Annotated in this window: 22 protein-coding genes and 1 pseudogene; 14 read left to right on the forward strand and 9 right to left on the reverse strand. The window is 67.2% G+C overall.

Annotation, left to right across the window (positions count from 1 at the left end; all coding sequences use genetic code 11):
* Positions 1-178: 178 nt before the first annotated feature.
* A pseudogene (locus ABE422_RS15375) lies at positions 179-400 on the reverse strand (IS30 family transposase); the annotation flags it as partial.
* 182 nt (positions 401-582) lie between these two features.
* On the opposite strand from ABE422_RS15375, the gene ABE422_RS15380 reads away from it, so the two are divergent.
* Positions 583-1494, forward strand: coding sequence for a type II CAAX endopeptidase family protein (locus ABE422_RS15380; protein ID WP_346481948.1), 912 nt, complete (start codon positions 583-585; stop codon positions 1492-1494).
* Positions 1495-1862: 368 nt separating this feature from the next.
* Here the strand turns inward: ABE422_RS15380 and ABE422_RS15385 are convergent, their stop codons facing one another.
* Positions 1863-2795, reverse strand: coding sequence for a LysR substrate-binding domain-containing protein (locus tag ABE422_RS15385; RefSeq protein WP_346481947.1), 933 nt, complete (start codon positions 2793-2795; stop codon positions 1863-1865).
* Between the two features lie 125 nt (positions 2796-2920).
* On the opposite strand from ABE422_RS15385, the gene ABE422_RS15390 reads away from it, so the two are divergent.
* The 3 genes from ABE422_RS15390 to ABE422_RS15400 are packed head-to-tail and all read left to right on the forward strand — an operon-like array spanning position 2921 to position 4660.
* Positions 2921-3481, forward strand: coding sequence for a hypothetical protein (locus ABE422_RS15390; protein WP_346483264.1), 561 nt, complete (start codon positions 2921-2923; stop codon positions 3479-3481).
* Positions 3474-3800 carry a hypothetical protein gene (locus tag ABE422_RS15395; protein WP_346463568.1) on the forward strand — a complete coding sequence of 109 codons (327 nt, stop codon included), beginning with the start codon at positions 3474-3476 and terminating at the stop codon, positions 3798-3800. Before ABE422_RS15390 ends, ABE422_RS15395 begins: the two co-directional genes overlap by 8 nt.
* A gap of 8 nt (positions 3801-3808) precedes the next feature.
* Positions 3809-4660 carry an MBL fold metallo-hydrolase gene (locus ABE422_RS15400; RefSeq protein ID WP_313212117.1) on the forward strand — a complete coding sequence of 284 codons (852 nt, stop codon included), beginning with the start codon at positions 3809-3811 and terminating at the stop codon, positions 4658-4660.
* 80 nt (positions 4661-4740) lie between these two features.
* Here the strand turns inward: ABE422_RS15400 and ABE422_RS15405 are convergent, their stop codons facing one another.
* A complete protein-coding gene (locus tag ABE422_RS15405; RefSeq protein ID WP_346481945.1) occupies positions 4741-5442 on the reverse strand; it encodes a LytTR family DNA-binding domain-containing protein in 702 nt (233 codons plus the stop codon).
* A complete protein-coding gene (locus tag ABE422_RS15410; protein ID WP_346483265.1) occupies positions 5430-7139 on the reverse strand; it encodes a histidine kinase in 1710 nt (569 codons plus the stop codon). Before ABE422_RS15410 ends, ABE422_RS15405 begins: the two co-directional genes overlap by 13 nt.
* Positions 7140-7298: 159 nt before the next feature.
* On the opposite strand from ABE422_RS15410, the gene ABE422_RS15415 reads away from it, so the two are divergent.
* The 4 genes from ABE422_RS15415 to ABE422_RS15430 all read left to right on the forward strand — a co-directional run bounded on the left by ABE422_RS15415 (position 7299) and on the right by ABE422_RS15430 (position 10679).
* The gene (locus tag ABE422_RS15415) at positions 7299-8816 is read left to right on the forward strand and encodes an alpha/beta fold hydrolase (protein ID WP_346466559.1); all 1518 of its coding nucleotides are present in this window, start codon (positions 7299-7301) and stop codon (positions 8814-8816) included.
* Between the two features lie 96 nt (positions 8817-8912).
* Positions 8913-9209 (forward strand): hypothetical protein, encoded by a 297-nt coding sequence (locus ABE422_RS15420; RefSeq protein WP_313212121.1) that lies wholly within the window; start codon positions 8913-8915, stop codon positions 9207-9209.
* A 121-nt stretch (positions 9210-9330) separates the two neighbouring features.
* Entirely contained in the window at positions 9331-9714 is a 384-nt protein-coding gene (locus ABE422_RS15425) for a YbjQ family protein (protein WP_313212122.1), read from the forward strand.
* Between the two features lie 86 nt (positions 9715-9800).
* Positions 9801-10679: an SDR family NAD(P)-dependent oxidoreductase gene (locus tag ABE422_RS15430; RefSeq protein ID WP_346483266.1), complete on the forward strand. Its 879-nt coding sequence runs from the start codon at positions 9801-9803 to the stop codon at positions 10677-10679.
* 73 nt (positions 10680-10752) lie between these two features.
* Here the strand turns inward: ABE422_RS15430 and ABE422_RS15435 are convergent, their stop codons facing one another.
* The 3 genes from ABE422_RS15435 to ABE422_RS15445 all read right to left on the reverse strand — a co-directional run bounded on the left by ABE422_RS15435 (position 10753) and on the right by ABE422_RS15445 (position 13696).
* Positions 10753-11565 carry a sugar phosphate isomerase/epimerase family protein gene (locus ABE422_RS15435; RefSeq protein ID WP_346483267.1) on the reverse strand — a complete coding sequence of 271 codons (813 nt, stop codon included), beginning with the start codon at positions 11563-11565 and terminating at the stop codon, positions 10753-10755.
* Between the two features lie 84 nt (positions 11566-11649).
* Positions 11650-13020, reverse strand: coding sequence for an ATP-binding protein (locus ABE422_RS15440; RefSeq protein ID WP_346466561.1), 1371 nt, complete (start codon positions 13018-13020; stop codon positions 11650-11652).
* Entirely contained in the window at positions 13013-13696 is a 684-nt protein-coding gene (locus tag ABE422_RS15445) for a response regulator transcription factor (protein WP_313212127.1), read from the reverse strand. Before ABE422_RS15445 ends, ABE422_RS15440 begins: the two co-directional genes overlap by 8 nt.
* A gap of 178 nt (positions 13697-13874) precedes the next feature.
* Between ABE422_RS15445 and ABE422_RS15450 the strand changes: the two genes are divergently transcribed.
* The 3 genes from ABE422_RS15450 (at position 13875) to ABE422_RS15460 (ending at position 18532) form a co-directional block, all read left to right on the forward strand.
* Positions 13875-15080: an efflux RND transporter periplasmic adaptor subunit gene (locus ABE422_RS15450; protein ID WP_346483268.1), complete on the forward strand. Its 1206-nt coding sequence runs from the start codon at positions 13875-13877 to the stop codon at positions 15078-15080.
* Positions 15081-15087: 7 nt separating this feature from the next.
* Positions 15088-18201, forward strand: coding sequence for an efflux RND transporter permease subunit (locus ABE422_RS15455; protein ID WP_346483269.1), 3114 nt, complete (start codon positions 15088-15090; stop codon positions 18199-18201).
* 112 nt (positions 18202-18313) lie between these two features.
* Entirely contained in the window at positions 18314-18532 is a 219-nt protein-coding gene (locus ABE422_RS15460) for a hypothetical protein (protein WP_143592064.1), read from the forward strand.
* Here ABE422_RS15460 and ABE422_RS15465 read toward each other — a convergent pair.
* Complete coding sequence (locus ABE422_RS15465) at positions 18529-18939, reverse strand: GFA family protein (protein WP_346483270.1); 411 nt, start codon at positions 18937-18939, stop codon at positions 18529-18531. The two genes, ABE422_RS15460 and ABE422_RS15465, sit on opposite strands and share 4 nt — an antisense overlap.
* A gap of 209 nt (positions 18940-19148) precedes the next feature.
* Here ABE422_RS15465 and ABE422_RS15470 point away from each other — a divergent pair, with 209 nt between their 5' ends.
* Positions 19149-20126, forward strand: a complete 978-nt coding sequence (locus tag ABE422_RS15470) for a DUF4105 domain-containing protein (RefSeq protein ID WP_313219144.1) — start codon at positions 19149-19151, stop codon at positions 20124-20126.
* A 38-nt stretch (positions 20127-20164) separates the two neighbouring features.
* Positions 20165-22072, forward strand: coding sequence for an alpha/beta hydrolase (locus ABE422_RS15475; RefSeq protein WP_313212146.1), 1908 nt, complete (start codon positions 20165-20167; stop codon positions 22070-22072).
* 25 nt (positions 22073-22097) lie between these two features.
* Here ABE422_RS15475 and ABE422_RS15480 read toward each other — a convergent pair whose 3' ends face one another.
* Positions 22098-23471, reverse strand: coding sequence for an MFS transporter (locus ABE422_RS15480; protein ID WP_313217431.1), 1374 nt, complete (start codon positions 23469-23471; stop codon positions 22098-22100).
* A 91-nt stretch (positions 23472-23562) separates the two neighbouring features.
* Here ABE422_RS15480 and soxR point away from each other — a divergent pair, with 91 nt between their 5' ends.
* Entirely contained in the window at positions 23563-23997 is a 435-nt protein-coding gene (soxR, locus tag ABE422_RS15485) for a redox-sensitive transcriptional activator SoxR (protein WP_176990998.1), read from the forward strand.
* Positions 23998-24153: the final 156 nt, after the last annotated feature.

Here is a 24153-nt window from a genome sequence, read left to right on the forward strand (position 1 = left end):
AAGCAGACGCCGCTTGATCGCTTGGCGCGGCGCTGGGCTTGTGAACGTCCGCTTCTGGCCGAAAGTGGACGTTCGGGGAGGACGGTGGCGCCGACCGCTGGTAATGTCCGCTTTCGACGGCGGTTTCAACTGGTCAATGCAACAGCTTGTTGATATCGCTCGATCCGTGTCTGGAAGTCCCGCGCGACTGGATGAAGAGCGTGCGATAGATCGTCTCGTGTGAGACCTGGCAGCTCGGATCGTCCGGGTAAGTCCGCTTGAGCCAGCCAGCGATCTGTTCGGGCGACCACTGCTGCATCCCGCCAGTCTCGGCGAGAACCCCTCGCACGGACGAGTGATGCCGATCGAACAGCCTCGCCATCTGGTGCAACGACTCGCCCTGCCGCCAGCGGTCCCACATCAGGGCCTTGTGGCTGTCGGAACCGCCACTCAAAGCGGACACCACGGGCGACGACTCAGCGCTATTTCGTCGGCGATCCGGGTGATTCATCGGCGGCTTCTGTGGCTTGGTCGCAAACGGGTAGCCACGCCCCCGCGCGGATGGCAACTTGCAGCGGCGATCACGTCGACCTGGAGCCCCGCATGACCCCCGTTGTCCTGTATTCGCCCGATCCGGCCCGCGGCTGGCTGCCCTGGGCCTGGCTGACGCCGATCCTGATGATCCTGTTCAACGCGGTACCGGTGATCGCGCTGGACGGATGGATGCAGTCGCAGCATTGGTCGACGCCGGGCGGCGATCCGATCGGCCTCGCTGGCTTGCATGCGCTGCTGTGGATCGGCTTTGCGCCGACGCTGGCGGCCGTGCTCGCCTGGGTACGCTTCGTCGAAGGGCGCTCGCTGGCGAGTATCGGGCTGACCGGTCCGGCGCCGCTGAAAACCTTCCTGCGCGGACTGGCCGTTGGATTCGGCACGATCGCGCTGGTCGTAGTCGCGATCTGGATGGCTGGCGGCATGCAGGCGGCGGGCTTGGGGCAGGCCTGGCGGTCGCCCGTCAGTCTGCTGCACATCGGTCTGCTGCTATTGAGTTTCATGTTCCAGGCGAGCGTGGAGGAAGTCATCTTCCGCGGCTGGATGCTGTCGGTGGTGGCGCGCAAGACCAATGTCACGGTCGCAGTGCTGCTGGTGTCGCTCGTTTTCTGCTTCCTGCATTTCAGTCCGCACCAGCCGCCCCTGGTCATGCTCAGCACGTTCCTGTTCTCGCTGTTCGCCTGCGCCTGGGCGCTGCGGACCGGCAATATCTGGGGCGTGATGGGCTGGCACGCGGGGTGGAACTGGTTGCTCGCAACCGGCTTTGAACTGCCCGTCACCGGCATGGATGCGCACTTGCCGGCGCTGCTGGTGGCGCTGCGCCCGCAAGGCCTCGACACCCTGACCGGTGGCGCGCAAGGGCCGGAAGGCAGTTACCTGTGCAGCGTCTTCTTCGTCGCCGCGATCGCGTGGATCCAGTGGCGAAAGACGCGCGGAGCTCAGACCAAGCAATGGAGCGTCTGCTAGCGCTCAGGGCACTCGGTGGTGCCTGAGCGTGGTAGCCGTGGGAATCTCCCGTCTTGAGGGAGTACAAGCGTGCTACTTCACCTCCGCGGCCGCATTCGACCCAGAGCGAACGTTCGCCCCTTGCTCGCGTAGGCTCCGTACGCGTTTCTTCAGCAGTTCGACCTGCACGGAGACATCCCTTGTGCGCAACGTCCATGTAAGCGGAAATGCGAGTGCCACTACCAGCTGGAACCGAGACTGCCTTTGCTGAAGTGTCAACAAAGGGTGATCTGGCTTCCTCGATAAAGCTCGACTAGGCCCACCTTCGGCTTACGTTTCGCAATGTCTGCTCCTGGCCGGTAGCGGACATGCAACGAGATCCGTTCGTTTCATTCGTGGAGTCGCGGACTTTTGTCGCAAGCGATATCTTCAGCCCAAGGTTTGCCAGCCTCCTCTAGTAGCCACCGTGAGAACGTCTTCACAGGTCTGGGCGTCAAACCCATCGGTTCGGGCAGCACCAGGCAGAACGTCTTGGACACCGCCTCGCCTTGCGGCCATGGCGCCACCAGCCGACCTTGCTCCAGCTCTGTCTCCACGTAGAGACGTGGCACCAAGGCGACTCCGAGGCCTGCAAGCGCTGCTTCAATCAGCATCGCATGAAGGTCGTAGCGTGCACCCACCGCTACGTTAGCGAGAGCGATACCGACGTTCTCGGCATAACGCTGCCAAGCATCGGGACTCTGTCGTCTGTGCAGCCGCGGCAGTTGGTCCAGCGTGACGCGAGCCTTTGCGCCCTTGATGAGCGCGGGATGGCACACCGGCACCAGCACTTCCTGCAGTAGCGGGTAAGTGCGCATACCTGTCCAGGCTGGGTGCTCGAAGTGCACGGCGGCGTCGAATCCACTGCCGGCCAGCGCGAACGGGTCAGTGCGCTCGGAAAGGTGCACGGTGATGTTCGGGTGCGCGCGGGTAAACGCGGGCAGGCGAGGGATGAGCCATCGCAACGCGAAGGTGGGCGTTACGGCAATGTCCAGGCTTGCAGCGTCCTTCGGTTGGCCCATCAGGTATTGGCTGTCCCGGTCCAAGCGGTCCAGCGACTCGCGGACCTGGGCGGCGTATCGCTGCCCATTGGGCAGGAGGCGGACGCGATTGCCGACCCGCTCAAATAGGGGGACCCCCAGGAAGGATTCCAGCCTGCCGATCTGGCGGCTGATGGCCCCCTCGGTGAGGGAAAGCTCTTCCGCTGCCCGCGCAAAGCTGCCGTGGCGGGCGGCGGCCTCGAAGGCGGTCAGGGCGGTGCTACTGGGAATCTTCCTGCGCATGGGGATTCAGCGTGATCTTTTGTCACTGAAGCATACCGAAACATCGGTTTGATGCGAGCTAATGCAGGCCTAGCATGAGGGGACATCAACAAGGGGCGCGCACAAGCCGGCCCAGGAGTGTTCCCATGATCTACACCGTCGAATGCAGCTATTCCGACTCCGCCAGCGAGGAGGAATGGAACGATTTCTACAGCCTGCACAAACTGCCTGCGCTCATTTCCGTGCGGGGGTTCCACACCTCGCAGCGCTTCAGGGCATGTGGTGCGGGGTGCCCGACCTACCTTGCCCTTCACTCGATAGACGGCCTGGAGGTCCTGCAGGGGGACGAGTACGCCCGGAAGGGAGGGGGCAACTTCGCACGCTGGCAGCAGCACATCACCGACTGGCATCGCAACCTATACAGTGGCTTGGATCGGGCCTCCGCCGTCGAACAGGGCGATTACCTGCTGGTGAGTCGCGTCGGCCCTGAGCCGCTCATTGAGATGGGGACTGCATTCGAGGCCTTGCATGCGGTTGCGCTCGATCGCGCGCCCGCAGCACTCTGGCTTGCGCGCGTTCCGGCCGGGCAAGTCCCGGTCTTGGAATCCCTTCCTGACGGTGTGCACGCGTATACGCCCATGACCGCGCAACTCAAGAGCGTGGCGGTTGAAGGCCAACAAGGATCGGAGCAGCGCTCACATGCCTAGGCTCTCGATCTCCTTCACCGCGGAGCGGATGCCGGCGGACGACAGTCTGGCCGCGCTCACTGAGCGATGCGCGGTGCTGTGTACGGACATGCTGGGTGCTGCGTTGGACAACGTCCACATCCTTTACCTGGCTGCGCGTCAGGGGCGGGGCCATCCGGCATCTGCGGAACTGGCCTACCGACTGGGTCCGGAGAGGACGCCCGAGCTCATGGACGAATTCATGCGGCAGCTCGATCTGGCCATCCAAGACCATGCTGGGCTGACGGCGCGCATCCGATGCTTTGGCTACGGCAATGATTCCCTCCACGCGCGAAACTGACGAGCGGCATGAACGCATCCATCATTGAACGGGCTCTGCCCACCCTCCAGATCGGTGACTTCCTGATCCAAGCGATCAGCGATGGCCATCTGACCACCAGTCTGGATCTGCTCTCCCACATCGATCCGGCCGAGGCCGCGCAGCTACAGCTGAAGGCCGGGGTCAGCGACCCGTCCTCGATCCATATCAACACCTACCTGGTGCGGGGGAAGGGCCGCACGATCCTCATCGACGCCGGTGCCGGGGGGATCAAGGGCTGGGGAGGGGAATTGAGGGGCAATCTATTGCGAGCCGGTGTGCAGCCCACGGATGTGGATACGATCTTGCTCACGCATGCGCATCCTGATCATGTTGGCGGTCTACTCGATGCTCAAGGTCACCCCGTCTTCCCCAATGCGGAGCTGCTCATACACCCACGCGAGCTGTCCTTCTGGGAGGACGACGGCAACCTTGCCCGCAGCAATGATCGTGCCCGGGGCAACTTCCTGCTCGCACGGCAGGTGTTCGCCGGCTATCGCCGCAACTTGCGCTTGTTGGCCGAGGGCGATGTACTGCCCGGTATCAGTATGGTTCCGCTGTCAGGCCATACGCCAGGGCACACCGGATATCGGGTGGAATCGGAGGACCGCAGTGCGTTGATCTGGGGTGACATCGTGCATTTTCCCCACATCCAAATTGCCCGGCCCGACGTATCCATCGCATTCGACCAGGATCCGCAGCGGGCTGCGGCGGCCCGTTCAGCGCTTTTGGATATGGTCAGTGCAGATCAGTTGATGGCGGCCGGCATGCACTTGGGTGAGCTGGGGTTTGTTCGCATTCAACGCATCGGAAGAGGTTATTCCTTCACATACGCCGGATGAAGAAGGACTGGTTGTTGTAAAGGCTGCGTCCGCTCCTGGCCGAAATCCGACATCGGTCCTGCAGCGGTCTTCTCAAGCGCTTATATCGACCCAAGTTCCCCGCGCACGTCCTCAACAAACGCCCGCCCCACCGGCACCTCAGCCCCATCATTCAGCACCAACCAGTAACGGCTCCCCGAAGCCGCATGCAACGTCCGCACATGCGTCAAATTGACCAGATACGACCGATGGCAACGCACAAAGTCCGGCGGTAGCACGGCAGTAAGAGTCGCCAGCGATTTGTCATGCAGCTCACTCCGCCCATCGCGCATACGTACTTCGCTGTAGTCCCCATCAGCACGAATCCAAAGCACATTGGCGAGCTCCACCATCGCCGTCCCCTGCGCATGCCAGATGCCCAGGTAACGCGCCGCCCCGGACCGATACCGCCCAACATCCAGCAGCCGCTCCAGCGCCTGCCCCAGCCGTTCGCGTGAGAAAGGCTTCGGCACGAAATCCAGCACCCCATGCTCAAACGCCTGCAGCGCCCGCTCCCGATGCGCGGAGACCACCACGCAGTGGTATCGGCCAGCCACCACGCGCTTCAGCAGGTCGAAGCCATCCTCTCCACCCAGATTCAAATCCAGCAGCAGGCCGTCATACACGCTGCGCTGCAGCCGGTCACCGGCGGCGTCAAGGTCGGCCACGGCATCGAATCGCGCGCGGCTGCCAGCCAGTTCGGTGCACATCCGCAGCAGCCGCTGGCGGACCAGCAGTTCGTCCTCGACGATCAGGATGCGCATGTCAGCTCCATGCGGCCGTACCAGTCGTTGCCATCGGGGCCTTGTTCAAAGCGCCAGTTCTCGGGGCAGGTGGCGGCCAGGCTTGCCTCGATGTAGCGGGTGCCCGTGCCTTGCCCGCGATGCGGGGCAGTGCCGCGTGCGCTGCGCAGCTCCAGCATCCAACGGTCGCCGTCGCGTTGGATACGCAGGCGGAAGGGATGCTCGGCACATGCGACGGCTCCTGCATGAGTCAGCGCATTCTCGACCTGCGCATGCAGCACGCCGGGCGGCAGCCATAGGCCCGTGTGCTCTCCGTCGACCTCGAGACCGATGTGGCGATCCAACGCGAGGCCGACGATGTCCAGGTGGTTGCGGCACAGCGCCAGCTCTTCGTCCAGCGGCACGCTGGGGCGGGTGCTGCTCTCGCGCAGGCGGTCGAACTGCTCGGCCAGCGATTCGACCAGGCGGCTTGCGCGCATCGGTGCCTGTTCGATCAGTTCCTGCAGGCCGGTGAGGGTGTTCATCAGCCAATGCGGTTGGATGCCCCGTTGCAACAGCTGCAGCGAGAGGCGGGCACGCTCTTCGCGCAGCTGCGCGTTGTGGTGGTCCAACGTACGCAGTTGGGCGGCGTGGCGGATCAGCAGGAAGCCCATCAGCACGGCCAGGAACAGGAAGTAGGGGCCGTCGAGGAAGATGCCGCCGGCCAGCGGCACGGCGAGTGCACCGGCCACCACCAGGGTCAGGATTGGCCAGCGCTCGTCGGGCTCGCCGCGGGCGCGCAGCAGCACGTAGGCGGAGGTCAGCAGGCTGAGCAGCAGGAGTGCGGCACCGCGGCCGTCGAAGCTGGGCACGAAGGCGGCCAGCGCCAGCAGTGTGGCGAGATAGGCGACGCGGGCTGTCTTCGGCACCGCGACGCCGAAACGACGCGCCAGGTAAGCCGGCAGCAGGATCGCCGCGGCGAGGTGCAGCAGAAGCAGCATGAGCAGTCGCGGGCCGTGCCACGGATAGGCATAGCCGACCAGCGGCCGCCATGCTTCGACGACGGGCAACGCAAGGCCGACGACCCCCAATGCGAGCAGCAGGCGCGCACCCGGTACCCGTGGACGGCCGCGCTGTGCAGCGAGGAAGTAGAGGCAGGCCGCACCCAGCGCCCCCGTGGCAAGCGCGGCGATCAACCACGGTCCAAGGTTGAGGCTGTAGATCGAGGCAGCCGGCCCGACCGCAACGAAGGCATCCGCGCCCCGCAGTTTGAACCACTGATGATGGCTGGAGGCGAGCAGCACCACCGTATCGGTGCCACTGGAGGAAGAGGGCGGCAGCACACGGATGATGTCCACCTGTCCCGGCTGCTCTTCGTCCGCGTTGCGGCCGACGGTGCCATTGGCGGCCAAGGGCTGGCCGTTCCAGAAGGGCTGGCTGGCGGCGCGTACCGAGATGCGCAGGGCACGGTCGGCCGCGCCGTGTGCTGGCTGCGCAGGCAAGCGCCAGCGCAGCCAGTAAGGGCCGCGCCACTTCACCAGTTCGCGTTGGTTGGCCGCTTGCCATTGCAGTGCCGTCGGTGGTGCGGTGGGCAGTGCGCCGTCGGCATCCAACGTGGCGGGTGCCATCTCCTGTGGCTCGTAGTAGTGCACGCCCGGTGGGGGCGCGACCAACAGCAGCCACGCGGCGACCGCGATGAGCAGGACGACGAGGGCGGTCAGGGTGCGTGGGATCTGCATGCGTCCATCGTATCGGTTGCACGGAGTCACTGGACCCCCGCCTGGAGCTGTTCGGCGGACGGGCCGTCCTCGGCTGCCGTGGGGAAGGTGATGCTGACGGCGTGGTGCATGCGCCGTCACTCGGTGCTCGATTCCCTTACCTCCCACCCGGAGTCCGTCATGTCCAACGTCCCGATGTCCCTGTTCCGTTCTCCTGCTCCCGGCCTGTGCCTGCCGGTCACGCGGTGGGCAGCGCTCTGCCTGACCCTGGTCGGTGCGTCACCTGTGCTGGCACGTGATGCGGCGGCGCCGCTGGTGTTCGCCCCCTATGCGTTCGAGACACAGAAGCACGGCACGATCGCGGCCGAGGCGGGCTACCTGGAGGTGCCGCGCCGGCATGCCGACCCCAACGGCCCGCGCATGCGCCTGCGGGTGGTGCGCCTGCCGGCAACGGGTGGCGATGGCAATGCGTCGCCCGTGGTGTACCTTGCCGGTGGTCCGGGGGGCTCGGGGATCGGGACCGGGCGCGGACCGCGCTGGCCGGTGTTCGATCAGGTCCGGCGCGAAACCGACGTGCTGCTGCTCGATCAGCGCGGGGCGGGTGAGTCGGAGCCGCCGCCGTCGTGCCCGCATGAGCACACGTTCGACGATGCAAAGCCGCTGCAGCACGATGCGGCGCTCGCCGCGCTGCGTGACGTTGCCGCCCGCTGCGTGGCGTACTGGCGGGAGACGGGCGTGGACCTGGGGGCCTACACCACCGCGGAAAGTGCCGGCGATCTGGAGGACCTGCGGCGTGCGTTGAAGGTGCCGAAGATCAGCCTGTGGGGCATGAGCTATGGCACGCATCTGGCGCTGGCCACGGTGCGCCTGCACGGCGCCGGTCTGGACCGCGTGGTGCTGATGGGGACGGAAGGACCTGATGACACCTTGAAGCTGCCGCTGTCGGCCGATGCGCTGCTGGCGGAGCTGGGCGTGTTGGCCAAAGGAGCGGGCTTCGATGATCTGACCGGCTCGGCCACGCGCGTGCTGGCGGCCCTGCGCGAGCAGCCGCGCCAGGGCCACAGTGTCATGCATGGCGGCAAGCCCGTGATGATCGGCGCGTACGACGCGCAGCTGGCGATCAGTGCCTGTCTCGGGCGCCGCATGACCCAGCAGTGGCTGCCGCTGATCCTGCGCGATGCCGAGAACGGCGACTACGATCTGCTGGCGGCGATGGTCCTGCTGCTGCGCAGTGAGTACGGCAGCTACGGCGCGATGTCGCTGGCGATGGATGTGGCCTCGGGCCAGACTCCGCAGCGCCGCGCACTGGCCGAGGCGCAGGCACGCGAGAGCCTGTTCGGCGATGCGCTGAACTTCCCCTTCCCGGCACTGGGGGATGGCCTGGGGCTGGTCGATCTTGGCGATGCTTTCCGCGGGCCACTGCGCAGCAACGTGCCGGTGCTGTTCATCAGTGGCACGCTGGATGGGCGCACGCCGCCGGCCAACGCCGAGGCGCTGCGGCCGGGCTTCAGCGACAGCCGCACATTGCGGGTGCGCGGGGCCAGCCACGACAACGAACTGTGGCTCGGGAATCCCGCCATCGCCGCGGGCATCACGGACTTCCTGGCAGGTCGGCCGGTGGGTGATGCGGAGCTGGACGTGGGGGCGCCGGTGTTTGCGCGGAGCAAGAGCGATCTGGTCGATCCGCGGGGGCGCTGAGGGCTGCCGGAAGTGCGACTGTGTGCAGGCGCTGTGGACCGACCGAGGTGTATGGTTTCGGCTGGCCCGGCGCTTGCGCCAACACAGGAGGACGCGATGACCGATCCAACGGTGACTTCCGTGCACGGCACGCCCGATGATTACGGCGACACGCTGTACCGGGTGTATGTCGAAGTCGGGGAATCGGAGGACATCGCCCGCGATGCGATCACCACGTTCCTCGTTCAACGCGCCAGCGACAATCCTGCCTTCGACTTCGACGCCTCGCTCCTGCACGCCCGTCCGCACGGCTATGAAGTGGACCTGCCGATGCAGCTGATTCCCGAGGTGGTGCGTGCGCTGGCCGAGCGGAATATCGCGGTGTACCAGGTGGTCAGGCTCGGCGGGGTATAGGGGCGCCGCCGGGCGCCACGGGACGTCGCTTCCTTGCTTGCCTTGGCGCTATCCTTCCGCCAGCGCCAGCCGCACCCTGCGTGCTGGCCGGATCGATACTCTCAACCTGGATAAGGCAGCAATGGCAGATCCTTACAACAGCGGTGGCCGCGCAGGCCCGGCAACCCGGCTCGATGATTCCATGGTGACCACGGCGATGGAGCTGCCCGGCTTCCGCGTGGTGCGCAGCCTGGGCGTGGTGCGTGGCATCACCGTGCGTTCGCGTTCCATCGTGGGCAACTTCCTCGGCGGGCTGCAGACCATCTTCGGCGGCAACATCACCATCTACACGCAGCTGTGCGAGCAGGCGCGCGAAGAGACCTACCGGGACATGTCCAACCATGCGCGGCTGCTGGGCGCCAACGCGATCATCGCGATGCGCTATGACGCCACCGACGTGATGACCGGCCTGACCGAAGTGCTGTGCTACGGCACGGCGGTGATCGTCGAGCCCACGCACCGCTAAGCATCTCGTGTGCGATACGCCCTGCGTATCGCAGCAAGCTGTCATCGGTATTGGCATCCGCGCTGTCCAGGGCGGATGCTGTCCGCATGACGATCAACGACACACTTTCTTTCGCCGGGCAGGTCGCCCTGGTCACCGGCGCCGCAGGCGGCCTCGGCTTCGCCTACAGCCGGTTGCTGGCCCAGCGCGGCGCGCATGTGGTGATGCAGGACGTGGGCGCTACGCTGGACGGTACCGGCCGTGATCCGCAGCGGATCGATCACGCTGTTGCGCGTCTGCGTGCAGAGGGGCTCTCTGTCGAGGCCAGCCACCAGGACATCCAGTCCCGCTCCGCGGCCGCTGCACGGGTCGCCGATATCCTGCAGCGGCATGGCCGCCTGGACGTGATCCTGCACAACGCGGGCTGGGTCGAGTACCAGCTGATCGATGCGGTGGACGAGGATCGTTTCGACCACATGATGGCGGTCGCGGCCAAGGCGCCGTTGTGGCTCGCCCAGGCCGCGTGGCCGGCGATGCAGGCGCAGGGGCATGGCCGCATCGTGCTGACCACCTCCGACCGCGCGCTGTACCCGCAGTACGTGCAGCACGGGCTGGCGGCCTACGCGGCGGCGAAGTCGGCCGCGGTCGGCATCGTCAATGTGCTGGCTGCCGAAGGCGCCGCGCATGGGATCGTGGTCAACGCGGTTTCACCCGTGGCCAAGACCCGCATGTGGGGCGTGGAAGGCGAGCCGGATGAGCTGCACCCGGAGGCCGTGGCGCCGGGCGTCGTGTTCCTGGCCTCGCGCGCCTGCATCGAGGGTGGCTGGATTCTGCGCGCCAGCAACGGCCAGTTCCATGCCACGCGGCTGAGCGAGGCCGAGGGCGTGCGCTATCCGCGCGATCTGCGGGCCGTAGTGGCCGGTAACATCGAGGCGGTCGCCAGGCAGTGGCCGCAGATCGCCAAGTCGGCAGTCGAACCACGCTGACACCCGCTCACGTCCTGACGTCCTGCGCTTGCCGGATTTCCCGACACGGCCCGCGGGTGGCAGCCGTCGAGCGTCAGCGCGTCAGCACGGCCTCCAGCGCGGCGATGGCCTCACGTGCCACCGCATGTGGATCGCGGGCCTTCAGCGCATCGTTGAACACCTCCAGCCCGATCGGCCCGCCGTAACCCATCGCGGCCAGCGCATCGATCAGCGTCTCCAGCGGCCAGAGGCCATCGCCCGGCAGGCAGCGGTGATGCCGCGCCTGCGTGGTGACCTGGCCGGGCAACGGCTGGGTCAGCACATCCGATAGCTGCACCAGCGCGATGCGCTCCACCGGCACGTCGTGCAGATCGTCGGCGGTGCGCCCGGCGGCGAACAGGTGGAAGGCATCGACCACGATGTCCAGGTTGGGCGCGCCGACCTGCTCGATCTGCTGCCACGCAGAGGGCAGGGTGGAATGCAGGCGGCTCCAGGCCATGCCTTCGTAGGCGATGCGCAGGCCACGTTCGGCGGCACGCGCGCACAGCCAGCGCAGGTCGTCGGTGACGCGGTCGGGCACGTAGTCGGTCGCGGTGCAGGCGGGCACCAGCACCGTGCCTGCGCCCATGTCGTGCGCCAGCGTAAGCAAGGACAGTGCCTCTGCACGCTTGCCCTCGCGGGTGGCCGCCGAAGCGCCATCAAAATCCAGCAGCACCTGCACGTCGGTGAGCTGCAGGCCGGTGCGCGTCAGGGTTGCACGCACCTCGGCGACGGATGAGGACTCGACATCCTCACGCCACAGCTCGACCTGTGCGAACCCTGCCGCGGCGGCGGCACCGAGTTTCCCGGCCGTGTCGCCGCCAAGCAGGATGGTGTTGAGGAAGCGCGGGCCGGGCAATGAGGACATCGAGGGGTACACCTTGCAGCGAATCAAGCGTCGCCGCCGATGCTAGTGGCTACCGCATCGCCGCGATGTGCAGGCGGCCGGGTGTCAGCGAAGCCCCTCCGCCGCGCAGCGGATGCTCAGCCATGCGCCGCCGCCCGGCGCATCCCCGGCGCGGACCCGGAACCCATGGAGGCCGGCGATGGCGGCCACGATCGAAAGCCCCAGCCCGAAGCCCTCGGTCGTCTCGCCGCCGCTACCGCCGCGGAAGAAGCGCTGGTAGATCAGGCTGCGATCCTGCGGCGGAATGCCGGGGCCGTTGTCGATCACATCGATGCGCGGTGCGCCGTGGTCATCCACCGCGCGAAGCACGATCCGGCCCTGCGCCGGGGTGAAGTGCAACGCGTTGGAGAGTAGGTTGGCCAGCGCCTCGAACAGCAGTTCGCGGTCGCCCCACAGCGTGCCTACCTGCGGGGTGATCTCCAGCAGCAGCTGCTGGTCCTTCTCCTCGGCCAGTGGCAGGTAGAACGCGTGCAGTTCCTGCAGCAGCTCGCCCGCATCCAGTTCGACGAAGGCCGAGCGGCGCTGGTGGCTTTCCAGTTCGGAGACGCGCAGCAGCGCCCCGAAGCGCGCCATCAGCCGGTCGGTTTCGGTCAGCGCCTTGTCCAGCTGCGCGGCACGCGGGTCATCTTCTTCCAGCCCGACACGGGTGCGGTAGAGATGCGCGCGCAGGCGGGTGAGCGGGGTCCGCAGATCATGCGCGATGCTGTCGCACACGCCCTTGACCTCGGTCATCAGCTGCTCGATGCGTTCGAGCATGGCATTGACGATGCTCGAGAGACGGTCGATCTCATCCGGGTGGCCGGACACGGGCAGACGCTGGCCGAGATCGCCGGCGATGATGCGGTTGGTCGCGGCCTCGATCTGCTGGATCCGTTTGAGCGGGCGCCGGCGCAGGATGTGCCAGCCGGCCAGGCCGGGAAGGACGGTCAACGAGACGCCCCACAGCAGCGCATCGAGAATGATGCTGTTGACCGCAGAGAGCTTGCCGCTCTGGCGAACGAACACCAGCAGCCGGCCATCCTGCGTTTCCACGCCGAGCGCGCGCCCGGGCGCCTTGATCGGCCCACTACGCAGGGACCAGCGTTCCACCGCCTGCGCGTGCCCGTCGATGCTCAGGCCATCGGGAATCGCCAGGAGTGGGCCGGACAGTGGCTGCCCGCTGCGGCTGAAGATGCCGTAGGCATACGCCCCGTGCAGGTCATAGCGCAGGCTGTCGCGCAGCGCATCGTCCAGCGCCGGGCCCTCGAACTTCTCGAACAGGTGCGCGCGCTGCTGCAGGCCGGACTCGGCGAGGTCGTTGAGGTAGTCCGAGACGCGCCAGTACATCACCCCCAGCAGTACGCTGGACCAGGCCACGAACAGTACGCAGTACAGCCCAAGCAGCCGGCTGCTGGAGGAACGCCAGTGATCAGACATGGTCGTCCAGGACATAGCCGGTGCCACGCACGGTGCGGATCGGCTGGGCACGCCCGGGCTGGTCGATGCGCTTGCGCAGGCGCCCGATGTGGACGTCGATCAGGTTGGTGCCGGGATCGAAGTGGTAGCCCCATACCTCCTGGAACAACATGGTGCGGGTGACCACCTGGCCGACGTTGCGTACGAGGAATTCCAGCAGTTTGAACTCGGTCGGCAGCAGGGTGATCTCCTCGCCGGCGCGGCGGGCGGTGCGGGTCATCAGGTCCAGCTCCAGGTCACCGGCGCGCAACTGGTTCTCCGCCACGGCTGGCTGCCCGTGGCGACGGATCAACACCTCCACGCGGGCCGCCATTTCGTCCGAGGCGAAGGGTTTGGTCAGGTAGTCGTCGCCGCCGGCGCGCAGGCCCCGGACCCGCTCATCTACATCGGAAAGGGCGCTGATCATCAGCACCGGGGTGGTGATGCCCTGGCGCCGCAGGGCCGTGACCAGGGCCAGGCCATCCATGCCCGGCAGCATGCGGTCCAGGGTGATCACGGCGTAGTCGCCGCGGCAGGCCATGGCCAGGCCGTCCTCGCCATTGCCCACCCGGTCCACCTCGAAGCCGTGGCTGCGCAGTTCCGTGGCGATCTCCTCGGCGGTGACGAGGTCGTCCTCGATGGTGAGTACGCGCGGCATGGGCCACTTTGACGATTGGGACCGGTGCATCGTCGCAACCCCCCGGAGGGACTGCAAATGAAAAATGTTTCATGCGGTTTTCGCCGGATCCTCGCCCCGCTTCTCCTATATTCGCCCCGAGCAGTGGCCCTGCCGCCCGGGGCCATGTGCCCCGTTCACGCCTGGAATACCGTCCCCCATGACCGATCCGCTCCCGTCCTCCCCGGCCCCCGGCCTGTTGTCCGGCCCTTGGCGCCTGCCGCTGCTGGGGCTGGCCGTGGCGTTGGGGCTGGCCGCCTGCAGCAAGGAAGCGCCCAAGGCAAAGGGACCGGCGCCGGAGGTGACGGTGCTGACCCTGCAGACGCAATCGCTGGCGCTGGCCCAGGAATTGCCCGGACGCACGGTGGCCTCTCAGGAATCGGATGTACGCCCGCAGGTGTCCGGGGTATTGCAGGCGCGGTTGTTCGAGCAGGGCGAGATGGTGAAAGCCGGGCAGCCGCTGTTCCAGATCGAACCGGCGCTGTACCAGGCCTCGGTGAACGAAGCGCAGGCCAACCTGCGCACGGCCGAGGCCAGTGCGGTGGCGGCGGGGTTGCGTGCAAAGCGCATGCAGCAGCTCGGCGTCGGTCAACTGGCGGCGCAGCAGGACGTGGATGATGCGGTGGCCACCCACCAGCAGGCCGAGGCGGCGGTGCAGGCGGCGCAGGCGGTGCGCGATACCGCACGCACCAACCTGGGCTTTGCGCGGGTGACCGCGCCGATCAGCGGGCGGATCGGCCGCGCGCTGTTCACCCCGGGCGCGCTGGTGACCAACGGCCAGGCCGAGCCGCTGGCGCGCATCCAGCAGGTGGACCCGATGAACGTGGACATCACCCAGTCCAGCAACGAGTATCTCGCGCTGCGCCGCGCGATCGCCGACGGCGGCGTGGAAGCGACGACCGCGCCGGTGCAGCTCAAACTGTCCGACGGCACCGATTACGCCCTGACCGGCACGCTGGAATTCGCCGACATCGATGTGGACCAGGAAACCGGCAGCATCACCCTGCGGGCACAGTTCCCGAATCCACAGGGCCAGCTGCTGCCCGGCATGTACGTGCGCGCCCAGGTCGGCCAGGGTACGCAGCAGCAGGCGCTGCTGGTGCCGCAGGCCGCCGTGGACCGCAGCCCGAAGGGCGAGGCGCTGGCGTGGGTGGTGGGCGCGGACGGACGCGTGCATCAACGCACCTTCGGGACGGCGCGCGCGGTGGGTGACCAGTGGCTGGTGCTCGAGGGTCTGCGGGCCGGTGAGCAGGTCGTGCTCAGTGGCCGCCAGGGGCTGAGCGAAGGCGCCACGGTACGGATCAAGCCCGCGCGCGAAGCCGCACCGGCCGCGGCGCCCGCCGCCGCGCCGGCCGGCGAAGGCTGAGCCGCCGATGCTGCCGCGCTTCTTCATCCACCGCCCGGTCTTCGCCTGGGTCCTGGCCATCTGCATCATGGCGCTGGGCACCATCGCGGTGACCCAGTTGCCGGTGGAGCAGTACCCGGACATCGCGCCACCGCAGGTCAACATCACCGCCAACTACACCGGTGCCTCGGCACAGACGGTGGAAGACAGCGTCACCCAGGTGATCGAGCAGCAGATCAAGGGCATCGACCACCTGCTGTATTTCTCCTCCACCAGTTCGTCTTCGGGCCAGGCGCGGATCACGGTCACCTTCGACCAGCGCGCCAACCCGGACATTGCCCAGGTGCAGGTGCAGAACAGCGTCAACCAGGCGATCAACCGGCTGCCGCAGGAAGTACAGCAGCAGGGCGTCACCGTGGCCAAATCGCAGGGTGATTCGCTGATGGTGGTGTCGCTGTATGACACCCACCGGCGCATGGAACGGGTGGACGTCTCCGATTTCCTGGTCAGCAATGTGCAGGACCCGATCAGCCGCATTCCCGGCGTGGGCGAAATCAACGTGTTCGGTTCGCCCTATGCGATGCGCATCTGGCTGGACCCGCACAAGCTGCGCGCGTTCGATCTGATGCCCTCGGATGTGCGCACCGCGATCCAGGCGCAGAACACCCAGGTCACCGCCGGTGAGCTGGGCGCGTTGCCAACCGGGCCGGCGCAGGCGCTCAACGCCACCGTCACCGCGCAGTCGCGGCTGCAGACCGCCGAGCAGTTCCGCGCGATCATCCTGCGCACCCTGCCCAGTGGCGCGGCCGTGCACCTGAGCGATGTCGCGCGGGTGGAAATTGGCGCGGAAAACTACCAGACCAGCAGCTTCCTCAACGGCTATCCCGCAGCAGGCTTCTCGGTGACGCTGGCCTCCGGTGCCAACGCGCTGGAGACCGCCGATGCGGTGCGCGCCGAGATCGAGCGGTTGCGCCCGAGCTTCCCGCCCGGGCTGGAAGTGGCCTACCCACGCGACAGCACGCCGTTCGTGCGGGTCTCCATCGAGGGGGTCATCCACACCCTGATCGAGGCGATCGTGCTGGTCGTGGTGGTGATGTTCCTGTTCCTGCAGAACCTGCGCGCCACCTTGATCCCGGCCATCACCGTGCCGGTGGTGTTGCTGGGCACGTTCGGCGTGCTGGCGGTAGCTGGCTTCACCATCAACACGCTCACCCTGTTCGCGATGGTGTTGGCGATCGGCTTGTTGGTGGATGATGCGATCGTGGTGGTGGAGAACGTCGAACGCATCATCCATGAGGAGCACCTGCCGCCGCGCGAGGCGACCGAGAAATCGATGGGCGAGATCACCGGTGCGCTGGTCGGCATCACCGTGGTGCTCGGCGCGGTGTTCCTGCCGATGGCCTTGTTCGGCGGCTCCACCGGCATCATCTACCGGCAGTTCTCGATCACGATCGCCTCGGCGATGGCGCTGTCGGCACTGGTCGCGCTGACGCTCACCCCGGCGTTGTGCGCGACCCTGCTCAAGCCATCGAGCGCGCAGAAGCCACCGGGCCGCTTCTTCGCCTGGTTCAACCGCGGCGTGGAGCGCAGCCAGAACGGCTACCGCGGCAAGCTGGGCGGCATCGTGGCGCACCCGCGTCGCTGGATGGCCTTCTACGTGCTGCTGGTGGTGGGGGTGGTCGCGTTGTATGCACGGATGCCGACCGGCTTCCTGCCGGTGGAGGATCAGGGCCAGGTGACGTTCCAGTTCTCCACCCCGGAAGGCACGCCGATGGCGCGCACCGAGGCGTTGGGCGAGCAGATCAGTCGCTATTTCATGGAGCACGAGAAGGACAGCCTGGACGTGGTGTTCGTGGTGGTCGGCCGCAACAACGCCGGCACCGGGCAGAACGCGGGGCAGGGGTTCATGGCGCTCAAGCCGTGGTCCGAACGCGATGCCAGGCACAGCGCCGGGGCGATCATCGCCCGCGCCAACGCGCATTTCCGCAACCTGCCCGATGCGAAGGTCAACGTGCTGGCGCCGCCGGCGGTGCGCGGGTTGGGACAGTCCAGCGGGTTCGAATTGTGGCTGCAGGACAACAGCGCCGCCGGCCGGCCGGCGCTGCAGGCCGCCCAGGCAAAGGTGGTGCAGGCTGCCAGCGATGACGACCGGCTCACCTCGGTGCGGTTGAATGGCCTCGGCGACAAGGCCGAGCTGCATCTGGACATCGATCAGGCGCAGGCCAGTGCGCTGGGCCTGGCCCAGGCCGACATCAATTCAACGCTGTCCTCGGCGTGGGGCGGCACCTACGTCAACGACTTCCTCGACCGCGGCCGGGTCAAGCGCGTGTACGTGCAGGGCGACCAGCCCTACCGCAGCGTGCCCGACGACATCGGCCAGTGGTATGTGCGCGGCAGCAACGGGCAGATGGCCTCGTTCGCCAGTTTCGCCAGCAGCCACTGGTCACGCGGGCCGCAGCTGCAGCAGCGCTTCAATGGTCTGCCGGCGATGCAGATCCAGGGCAGTGCCGCCGAAGGGCGCAGCTCGGGCGAAGCGATGCAGACCATGCAGACGCTGGTGGCCGAGCAGCCCGGCTTTGCGCTGCAGTGGAGTGGGTTGTCCTACCAGGAGCAGCTGTCCAGCAACCAGACGCTGTGGCTGTACGCGGCCTCCATCGCCTTCATCTTCCTGTGCCTGGCCGCGCTCTATGAGAGCTGGACGGTGCCCGTGGCGGTGATGCTGGTGATCCCGCTGGGCGTGATCGGCACGGTGATCGCCACCACCGCGGCGGGCTTCGTCAACGACATTTACTTCCAGGTGGGGCTGCTGACCACGATCGGTCTATCGGCCAAGAACGCGATCCTGATCGTGGAGTTCGCCGTGGCTGAGTACCGCGCGGGCAGCTCGGCGGTGGAGGCGGCACTGAAGGGCGCGCGCCTGCGCCTGCGGCCGATCGTGATGACCTCGCTGGCCTTCGTGGCTGGCGTGATCCCGCTGGCCCTGGCGACCGGCGCTGGCGCGGTGAGCCGGCGCGAGATCGGTGTCAGCGTGATCGGCGGCATGCTCTCCGGCACGCTGCTGGCGATCCTGCTGGTGCCACTGTTCTTCGTGCTGGTGCGGCGCCTGGGCAAGGCCCGCCCCGATCCGGTGGCAAAACACTGAACGGAGATGCCCTCCGGACCCCCGATTTCATCTTGTTGACCCATTCCGTTCACGGTTTCAATGCCGGTGCGCCATTAGCGTAGATCGTCCCCACACCGCTTGGAGACACGCCATGAATCCCCTGCAGACGGTCGCTCGGACCATGCGAAACGGGTTGGAAGAAGTGGCGGCCCTGCTGGTCGGCCAGCGTGCCGAGTCACTGCGCCAGGACGATACCGCCGCGCCCGGGGTGGGCATCCCGATGCCGCGCCGGCTGCCGCTCAAGCGCCCGCTGCTGCATGGGCGCAAGGGCATGGCCCCGTGGCAGAAGATCGGCCCGGGCCGTCGCTAAGCGCGGTTGGCATCGGCGGGGTGGTTGACCCCGTCATTCACCGGCACCTCGCCGATATCGAACGGATTGACACCGTCCAGGCAGCCGACGTTGTAGCCATATTCCTCCGGTGAAGAACGTCGCTGATGGTGCGTGTAGATGCCGCACACGCCGCAGAAGTGGTGGCGGGCGACGTGCGTGTTGAACTGATACAGCCGCAGTTCGTCATGGCCCTGCACGATCTCCAGATCCTCCAGTTTCACCGAGGCCACGATCGCGCCGCGGCGGCGGCACATGGAGCAGTCGCAACGCCGGGGCGCGACCACGCCGTCGGGCAGGTGCAGGCGCAGGACGACGGCGCCGCAGTGGCAGCGCAGCAGATGGTGGCGCTGGATCGGCACGCCGCCGATGGTGGTCAATCCCTGCATGAGGGGCGCTTCCCGGGTAGCCGTTGGTGGCCAAGTATGCGATCGGGTGGGCAGGCGACGCCATGTGGTGCCGGGTCCGGGGTGAACGCCGGCCCGAAGCTGAACAGGCTCGACATGCAGCGCACACAGGGGTTATGGCTAACTAGCGCCCCGGATAGACGACGGATCGATGCGTGAAGAAGGCAGGACGATGGGGGCTGGCGTTGCTGATGCTGCTGGCGGCGCTGTGGATCACCGGTTTGCTGGCCTACCAGCTGCCGGGTCCGGGCTGGGTGCGGTATGTGCTGGTCGGCCTGTGGGCGCTATTTGCCGTCACCGGTGCGATCGGGGTGGCGCGTGCGCGCGCCGGGCGCTGGCCGGGCGTGCTGTACGGCGTGGCGCTGGTGCTCTCGGGCGTCTGGTGGCTGCTGCTCACCCCACGTCAGGATCGCGTCTGGGCCGATGATGTCGCCCAGCGGCTGAAGGTGGTCGAGGTGGATGGCCCGCGTGTGGTGCTCGACAACGTGCGTGATTTCACCTGGCGCAGCGAGACCGACTACGACGCGCGCTGGGTACGCCGCGAGTACAACCTGGACCAGCTGCGCTCGGCCGATCTGATCATGTCCTACTGGATGGGCCCGGCGATCGCGCATACGCTGATTTCCTTCGGCTTCGACGACGGTCGCTACCTGGTGTTCTCGCTGGAGATCCGCAAGGAGCGCGGCGAGTCGTTCTCCGCGCTGGGCGGGTTCTTCCGCAAGTTCGAGATGACCCTGGTCGCTTCGGAGGAAACCGACATCGTGCGCACGCGCACCAATGCGCGGGGCGAAGATGTCTATCTGTACCGCCTGCACGGCATGACCCAGGAGCAGCTCAAGGCGCTGTTCGTGTCCTACCTCGGCGAGGCCCGCAAGCTCGATGCCGCGCCGGCGTTCTACAACACGCTGACCAGCAACTGCACGACCATCGTGTACGAACTGGCCAAGCAGATCGCGCCGGGCCTGCCGATGGACTACCGGCTGCTGGCCTCGGGCTACTTCGCCGAATACGCGCGCGATCTGGGGGTGCTCACGCCGGGGGTACCGTTCGAGACGCTGAAGGCACGCGGGCGGATTACCGACCGTGCGCGGGCGAGCAATGCAAACGATGATTTTTCACAGGTGATCCGCCGGGACGTCCCGGGGACAGGGCAGGGAAGCGTTCCATGAGTTCCGCATTGAAGCTGTTGCCGCACCGCGCCTTGCCGATGCTGGCCGTGGTGCTCTCGCTGCTGCTGTCCAGTGGCTGTGCGATGGTCACCATGAAGCAGGTGGCCCCGACCGAATACCTCGCCAACAAGCGCGGCGACGTGCTGACCTCGGGCAAGCTCAGCGCTGCCTCGCAGGAAACGCTGAGCGTGATCGGGATGGACGTGGCGCAGTGCGAAAAGGACGTGGCCAGCTGCCAGAAGACGCTGGAAGAGACCGATGTCCTGCCCGAGGAACAGCGCCTTTCAGCGCAGTCCGAGCTGTGGGTGAAGACCGCGTTGGCGCTGACCCCCAAGCCCAAGGACCGCGAAAAGACGCCGATGTCCGACGCCGCCCTGGATGCGTGGCTGGAAGCGGCGCGGTATGCGTATGCGTACCTGTTCTTCAGCGGACGCACGCCTTCGGACCGCGCCTTCGAGGATCGCCAGACGCAGGTACGCGATTACTACAACTACGCCGCCGAGCAGACCGCATCAGTGGTGTTCAAGCGCAGCCGCGAGAGCGCGCTGGAAGGCGAGGATTACAACGCTGCCGTGGCCGGGGAGCGCTGGACGCTGACCTCTGATTTCGATGAGCTGCGCATGCAGAGCATCCCGACCCGGATGGTGTCCGCCTCGGCGGTGAGTTTTGCCGGGCTGCGCAGCACCTATCGCCGCGATGGCTTCGGCGCCGAGCTGGTGGTGATCATGGACCCACCCAAGCTGGTCGCACCGGCCGACGGCGGGAAGGCGGAGATTCCGCAGTACAGCGAGATGTCGGCGATCAACGCCACCGCCCTGCTGCGCTTCAAGGGTGACAATCTGCAGCAGGTGCTCGATACCACCCAGGTGCTGTTTGATGTGTACTCGCCCGAGTCCACCGAGAGCGTGGACCTGCACGGTGAGAAGGTTCCGCTGGCGGGCAACTTCACCGCAGCCTACGGCTTGTGGCTGGCCCAGTCCGGCTTTGCCACGCAGTCGCTGCGCACGCTGTTCGGCCTGAGCGAAGGCATCGGCGCGCCGCACATGTACCTGATGCAGCCGTGGGACCCGAATCGCCGCATCATCTTCATGCTGCATGGCCTGGGCAGCAGCCCGGAAGCCTGGGTCAACGTGGCCAACGAGATCATGGGCGATCCCGAGCTGCGCCGGCATTTCCAGGTCTGGCAGGTGTACTACCCGACCAACGCCCCGATCGCGCTGAACCGCTACGAGATCAACCAGGCCTTCAACAACACGCTCAAGCACTTCGACCCGACCGGCAGCACGCCGGCCGCCAAGGACATGGTGTTCATCGGCCACAGCATGGGCGGCGTGCTTGCACGCCTGCTGGTGACCTCCTCCGGCGATGTGCTGTGGAACGATCTGCTGGCCAACTACGATCTGAAGGGCGAGCGCCTGAAGCGCGTCGAGGCCAAGCTCGGCCCGCTGCTGCACTTCACCGCCGAGCCGAACGTGGAGCGGGTGATTTTCATCGCCGCGCCGCACAAAGGCACGGACATCGCGGGCAACCGGCTGGGGCGCCTGATCGGCCGGCTGGTGCGGTTGCCGATCACCATCCTGGGCAAGTTCGAGGATGTGTTCCTGACCCTGCAGGAATCCGAATCGGCCAACAGCACCACCAAGCTGCAGATTCCCAACAGCATCGACAACCTCAAGGCCAGCGATCCGTTCGTGAAGGCCGCTGGCGCGCTGCCGATCACACCGGGGCTGAAGTACCACTCGATCATCGCCCAGCGCAAACCGGAGGTGCCGTTGCTGCAGTCCGACGATGGCCTGGTGCCGTACTGGAGCGCGCATCTGGAGGGGGCGGTATCGGAGAAGGTGATCATCTCCGGGCACAGCGTGCAGGAGACCCCGCAGGCCGTGCTGGAGATCCGCCGCATCCTGCGAGAGGACCTGAAAGAGGTCGGCGACACGCATCCGTGAGGATGCGCGCGCCACGCCACCGCGCTCAGATCCGCCGCGCCACCGCCACGCTGAGCATCGCCAGCACCAGCATGATCGCGAAGGTCAGCAGGTAGCCCAGGGCTTCCCGGCCCTCCAGGAACAGCGCGAACAACGAGCCGGACACGGCCAGCGTGGTCGCCACGCCCAGGGCTTCGCTGAGCTGCAGGGCGGAGGTGTTGGCGCCCTGATGGGCCGGCGCTGACAGCGACAACGTGAGCACCGACAGGCTGGGATAGATCAGTCCCATGCCCAGCCCGGTCAGCACCCAGCCCACCATCGCCGACCACAGCGGCATGCCCGGCTGGATCGCCAGCGACGTGGCCAGGATGCCCACGCACATCAACAGCGCGCCGGACTGCAGCAACTGCCGGCGTGACCAGCCGCGCTGCTGGTGGCCCTGCAGCCACGAGCCGGCAAACCAACCCAACGCGCCCAGGCTCAGTGCCACGCCCGCCAACAGCGGGGTCAAGCCGCGCTCGCGCTGCAGCAGCAAGGGCAGGAAGGCTTCGCAACCGAAAAACGCGGACGCCGCGATCCCACGCAGCGCGATCACGCTGGGCAGGCCGCGGCGCAGGGTCAACGTGCCGGTAGGCAGGAGCTTCCAACTGCACAGTGCCAGCACGGCCAGGGCCGGTGCCAGCAGCGCTGGCGCGAGCCATCCCTGCTGCTGGCCGCCGATATACAGCATGAGCGCGCCGAGGGAGGCACCCACGGCCCAGGGCACGACGTTGCGGCCGGTGCTGCCCGCGGCCACCACGCCGATCTGGCCCAGGGCGGGGCGCAGCAGCAACGCCGCCGGAATCGCCAGCAGCGGCACGATCAGAAACACCCAGCGCCAGCCCAGGTGCTGCACGATCAGGCCGCTGATGCTGGGGCCGATCAGCGAAGGCACCACCCAGCCGGCGGAGAAGGCGGCGAACACGCGTGGCCGCATCGGCTCGGGGAACGAGCGCCCGACCAGCACATACAGCGCCACGGAAATCGCGCCGGCCCCCAGCCCCTGCATCAGGCGCCCAAGCACCAGCACCGGCATGTGCTGGGCGAAGCCGGCGACCAGCAGGCCGGCGATGAAGCACGCCAGGCCCAGCCACAGCGGGCGTGCCGGGCCCTGCTGGTCGCTCCAGCGCCCGGACAGCGTCATCCCGATCACGCTGGTGGCCAGGGTGCCGCCGAACGCCAGCGCGTACAGGCGCAGCCCATCCAGGTCATGGGCCACGGTGGGCATCGCGGCGGCCACGGCCAACGCCTCGAAGCCATGCAGCGAGACCAGCGCGACCATGCCGATCGTGGTCGCCCGGTAGGCCGGCGACAGGATCGAGGGGATCGGCGTGTCCTCCACCGGGACGGTGGCGGGCGGAGAGGAAACTTCAGCGGACATGCGGGTTCCAGACATCGGGAGGAGCGCCGGGCTTGCAGTGCACCCCCAGCGGCGCGCAGGATGCCACCTGAACCATGGTTGAGGTCAAGCAGTGATCGCGCAGGAACTGAGTGTAGGCGAGGTCGCCAAACGGAGCGGGGTGGCCGTCTCGGCGTTGCATTTCTATGAGCGCAAGGGGCTGATCCGCAGCCTGCGCACCGCCGGCAACCAGCGCCGCTTCGCCCGCGATGTGCTGCGCCGGTTGGCGGTGATCCGTGTGGCCCAACGGGTCGGGATGCCGCTGGAGGCGGTCGCGACCGCATTTGCGGCGCTGCCGGAGAACAAGACGCCGACCAAGGCCGAGTGGGCGAAGATGTCGGCGTTGTGGCGCAGCGAGCTGGACCAGCGCATCGAGCAGTTGCTGCTGCTGCGCGACCAGCTCACCGACTGCATCGGCTGCGGCTGCCTCTCGTTGAAACGCTGCCGCCTGACCAACCCCGGCGACACGCTCGGCGATCAGGGCGACGGCCCCCGCCGCTGGGAGTAGTGCCGGCCGCTGGCCGGCTCTCGAAGTGCCGTCCGTCGGCAGGAGCCGGCCACCGGCCGGCCCCACCCCTGCCCCGGGTGCACGGCCCCCCCCGTGACCCCCCAGTGGGGGGTGGGGGCCGGCCCGGGGCGGGCCCCCCCACCCCCCCCCGGGGAC

The organism is Stenotrophomonas sp. TWI1151 (assembly GCF_039673135.1).
GTDB lineage: Bacteria > Pseudomonadota > Gammaproteobacteria > Xanthomonadales > Xanthomonadaceae > Stenotrophomonas.

Bases quoted from the DNA above. Each gene is read 5' to 3' on its own strand.
- ABE422_RS15405 (WP_346481945.1), bottom strand. From the start codon at position 5,442: ATGCGCATCCTGATCGTCGAGGACGAACTGCTGGTCCGCCAGCGGCTG.
- ABE422_RS15395 (WP_346463568.1), top strand. From the start codon at position 3,474: ATGCCTAGGCTCTCGATCTCCTTCACCGCGGAGCGGATGCCGGCGGAC.
- ABE422_RS15420 (WP_313212121.1), top strand. From the start codon at position 8,913: ATGACCGATCCAACGGTGACTTCCGTGCACGGCACGCCCGATGATTAC.
- ABE422_RS15435 (WP_346483267.1), bottom strand. From the start codon at position 11,565: ATGTCCTCATTGCCCGGCCCGCGCTTCCTCAACACCATCCTGCTTGGC.
- ABE422_RS15475 (WP_313212146.1), top strand. From the start codon at position 20,165: ATGCTGGCCGTGGTGCTCTCGCTGCTGCTGTCCAGTGGCTGTGCGATG.
- ABE422_RS15400 (WP_313212117.1), top strand. From the start codon at position 3,809: ATGAACGCATCCATCATTGAACGGGCTCTGCCCACCCTCCAGATCGGT.
- ABE422_RS15455 (WP_346483269.1), top strand. From the start codon at position 15,088: ATGCTGCCGCGCTTCTTCATCCACCGCCCGGTCTTCGCCTGGGTCCTG.
- ABE422_RS15480 (WP_313217431.1), bottom strand. From the start codon at position 23,471: ATGTCCGCTGAAGTTTCCTCTCCGCCCGCCACCGTCCCGGTGGAGGAC.
- ABE422_RS15460 (WP_143592064.1), top strand. From the start codon at position 18,314: ATGAATCCCCTGCAGACGGTCGCTCGGACCATGCGAAACGGGTTGGAA.
- ABE422_RS15440 (WP_346466561.1), bottom strand. From the start codon at position 13,020: ATGTCTGATCACTGGCGTTCCTCCAGCAGCCGGCTGCTTGGGCTGTAC.
- ABE422_RS15425 (WP_313212122.1), top strand. From the start codon at position 9,331: ATGGCAGATCCTTACAACAGCGGTGGCCGCGCAGGCCCGGCAACCCGG.
- ABE422_RS15465 (WP_346483270.1), bottom strand. From the start codon at position 18,939: ATGCAGGGATTGACCACCATCGGCGGCGTGCCGATCCAGCGCCACCAT.
- ABE422_RS15445 (WP_313212127.1), bottom strand. From the start codon at position 13,696: ATGCCGCGCGTACTCACCATCGAGGACGACCTCGTCACCGCCGAGGAG.
- ABE422_RS15415 (WP_346466559.1), top strand. From the start codon at position 7,299: ATGTCCAACGTCCCGATGTCCCTGTTCCGTTCTCCTGCTCCCGGCCTG.
- ABE422_RS15390 (WP_346483264.1), top strand. From the start codon at position 2,921: ATGATCTACACCGTCGAATGCAGCTATTCCGACTCCGCCAGCGAGGAG.
- ABE422_RS15380 (WP_346481948.1), top strand. From the start codon at position 583: ATGACCCCCGTTGTCCTGTATTCGCCCGATCCGGCCCGCGGCTGGCTG.
- ABE422_RS15410 (WP_346483265.1), bottom strand. From the start codon at position 7,139: ATGCAGATCCCACGCACCCTGACCGCCCTCGTCGTCCTGCTCATCGCG.
- ABE422_RS15470 (WP_313219144.1), top strand. From the start codon at position 19,149: ATGCTGCTGGCGGCGCTGTGGATCACCGGTTTGCTGGCCTACCAGCTG.
- ABE422_RS15430 (WP_346483266.1), top strand. From the start codon at position 9,801: ATGACGATCAACGACACACTTTCTTTCGCCGGGCAGGTCGCCCTGGTC.
- ABE422_RS15450 (WP_346483268.1), top strand. From the start codon at position 13,875: ATGACCGATCCGCTCCCGTCCTCCCCGGCCCCCGGCCTGTTGTCCGGC.
- ABE422_RS15385 (WP_346481947.1), bottom strand. From the start codon at position 2,795: ATGCGCAGGAAGATTCCCAGTAGCACCGCCCTGACCGCCTTCGAGGCC.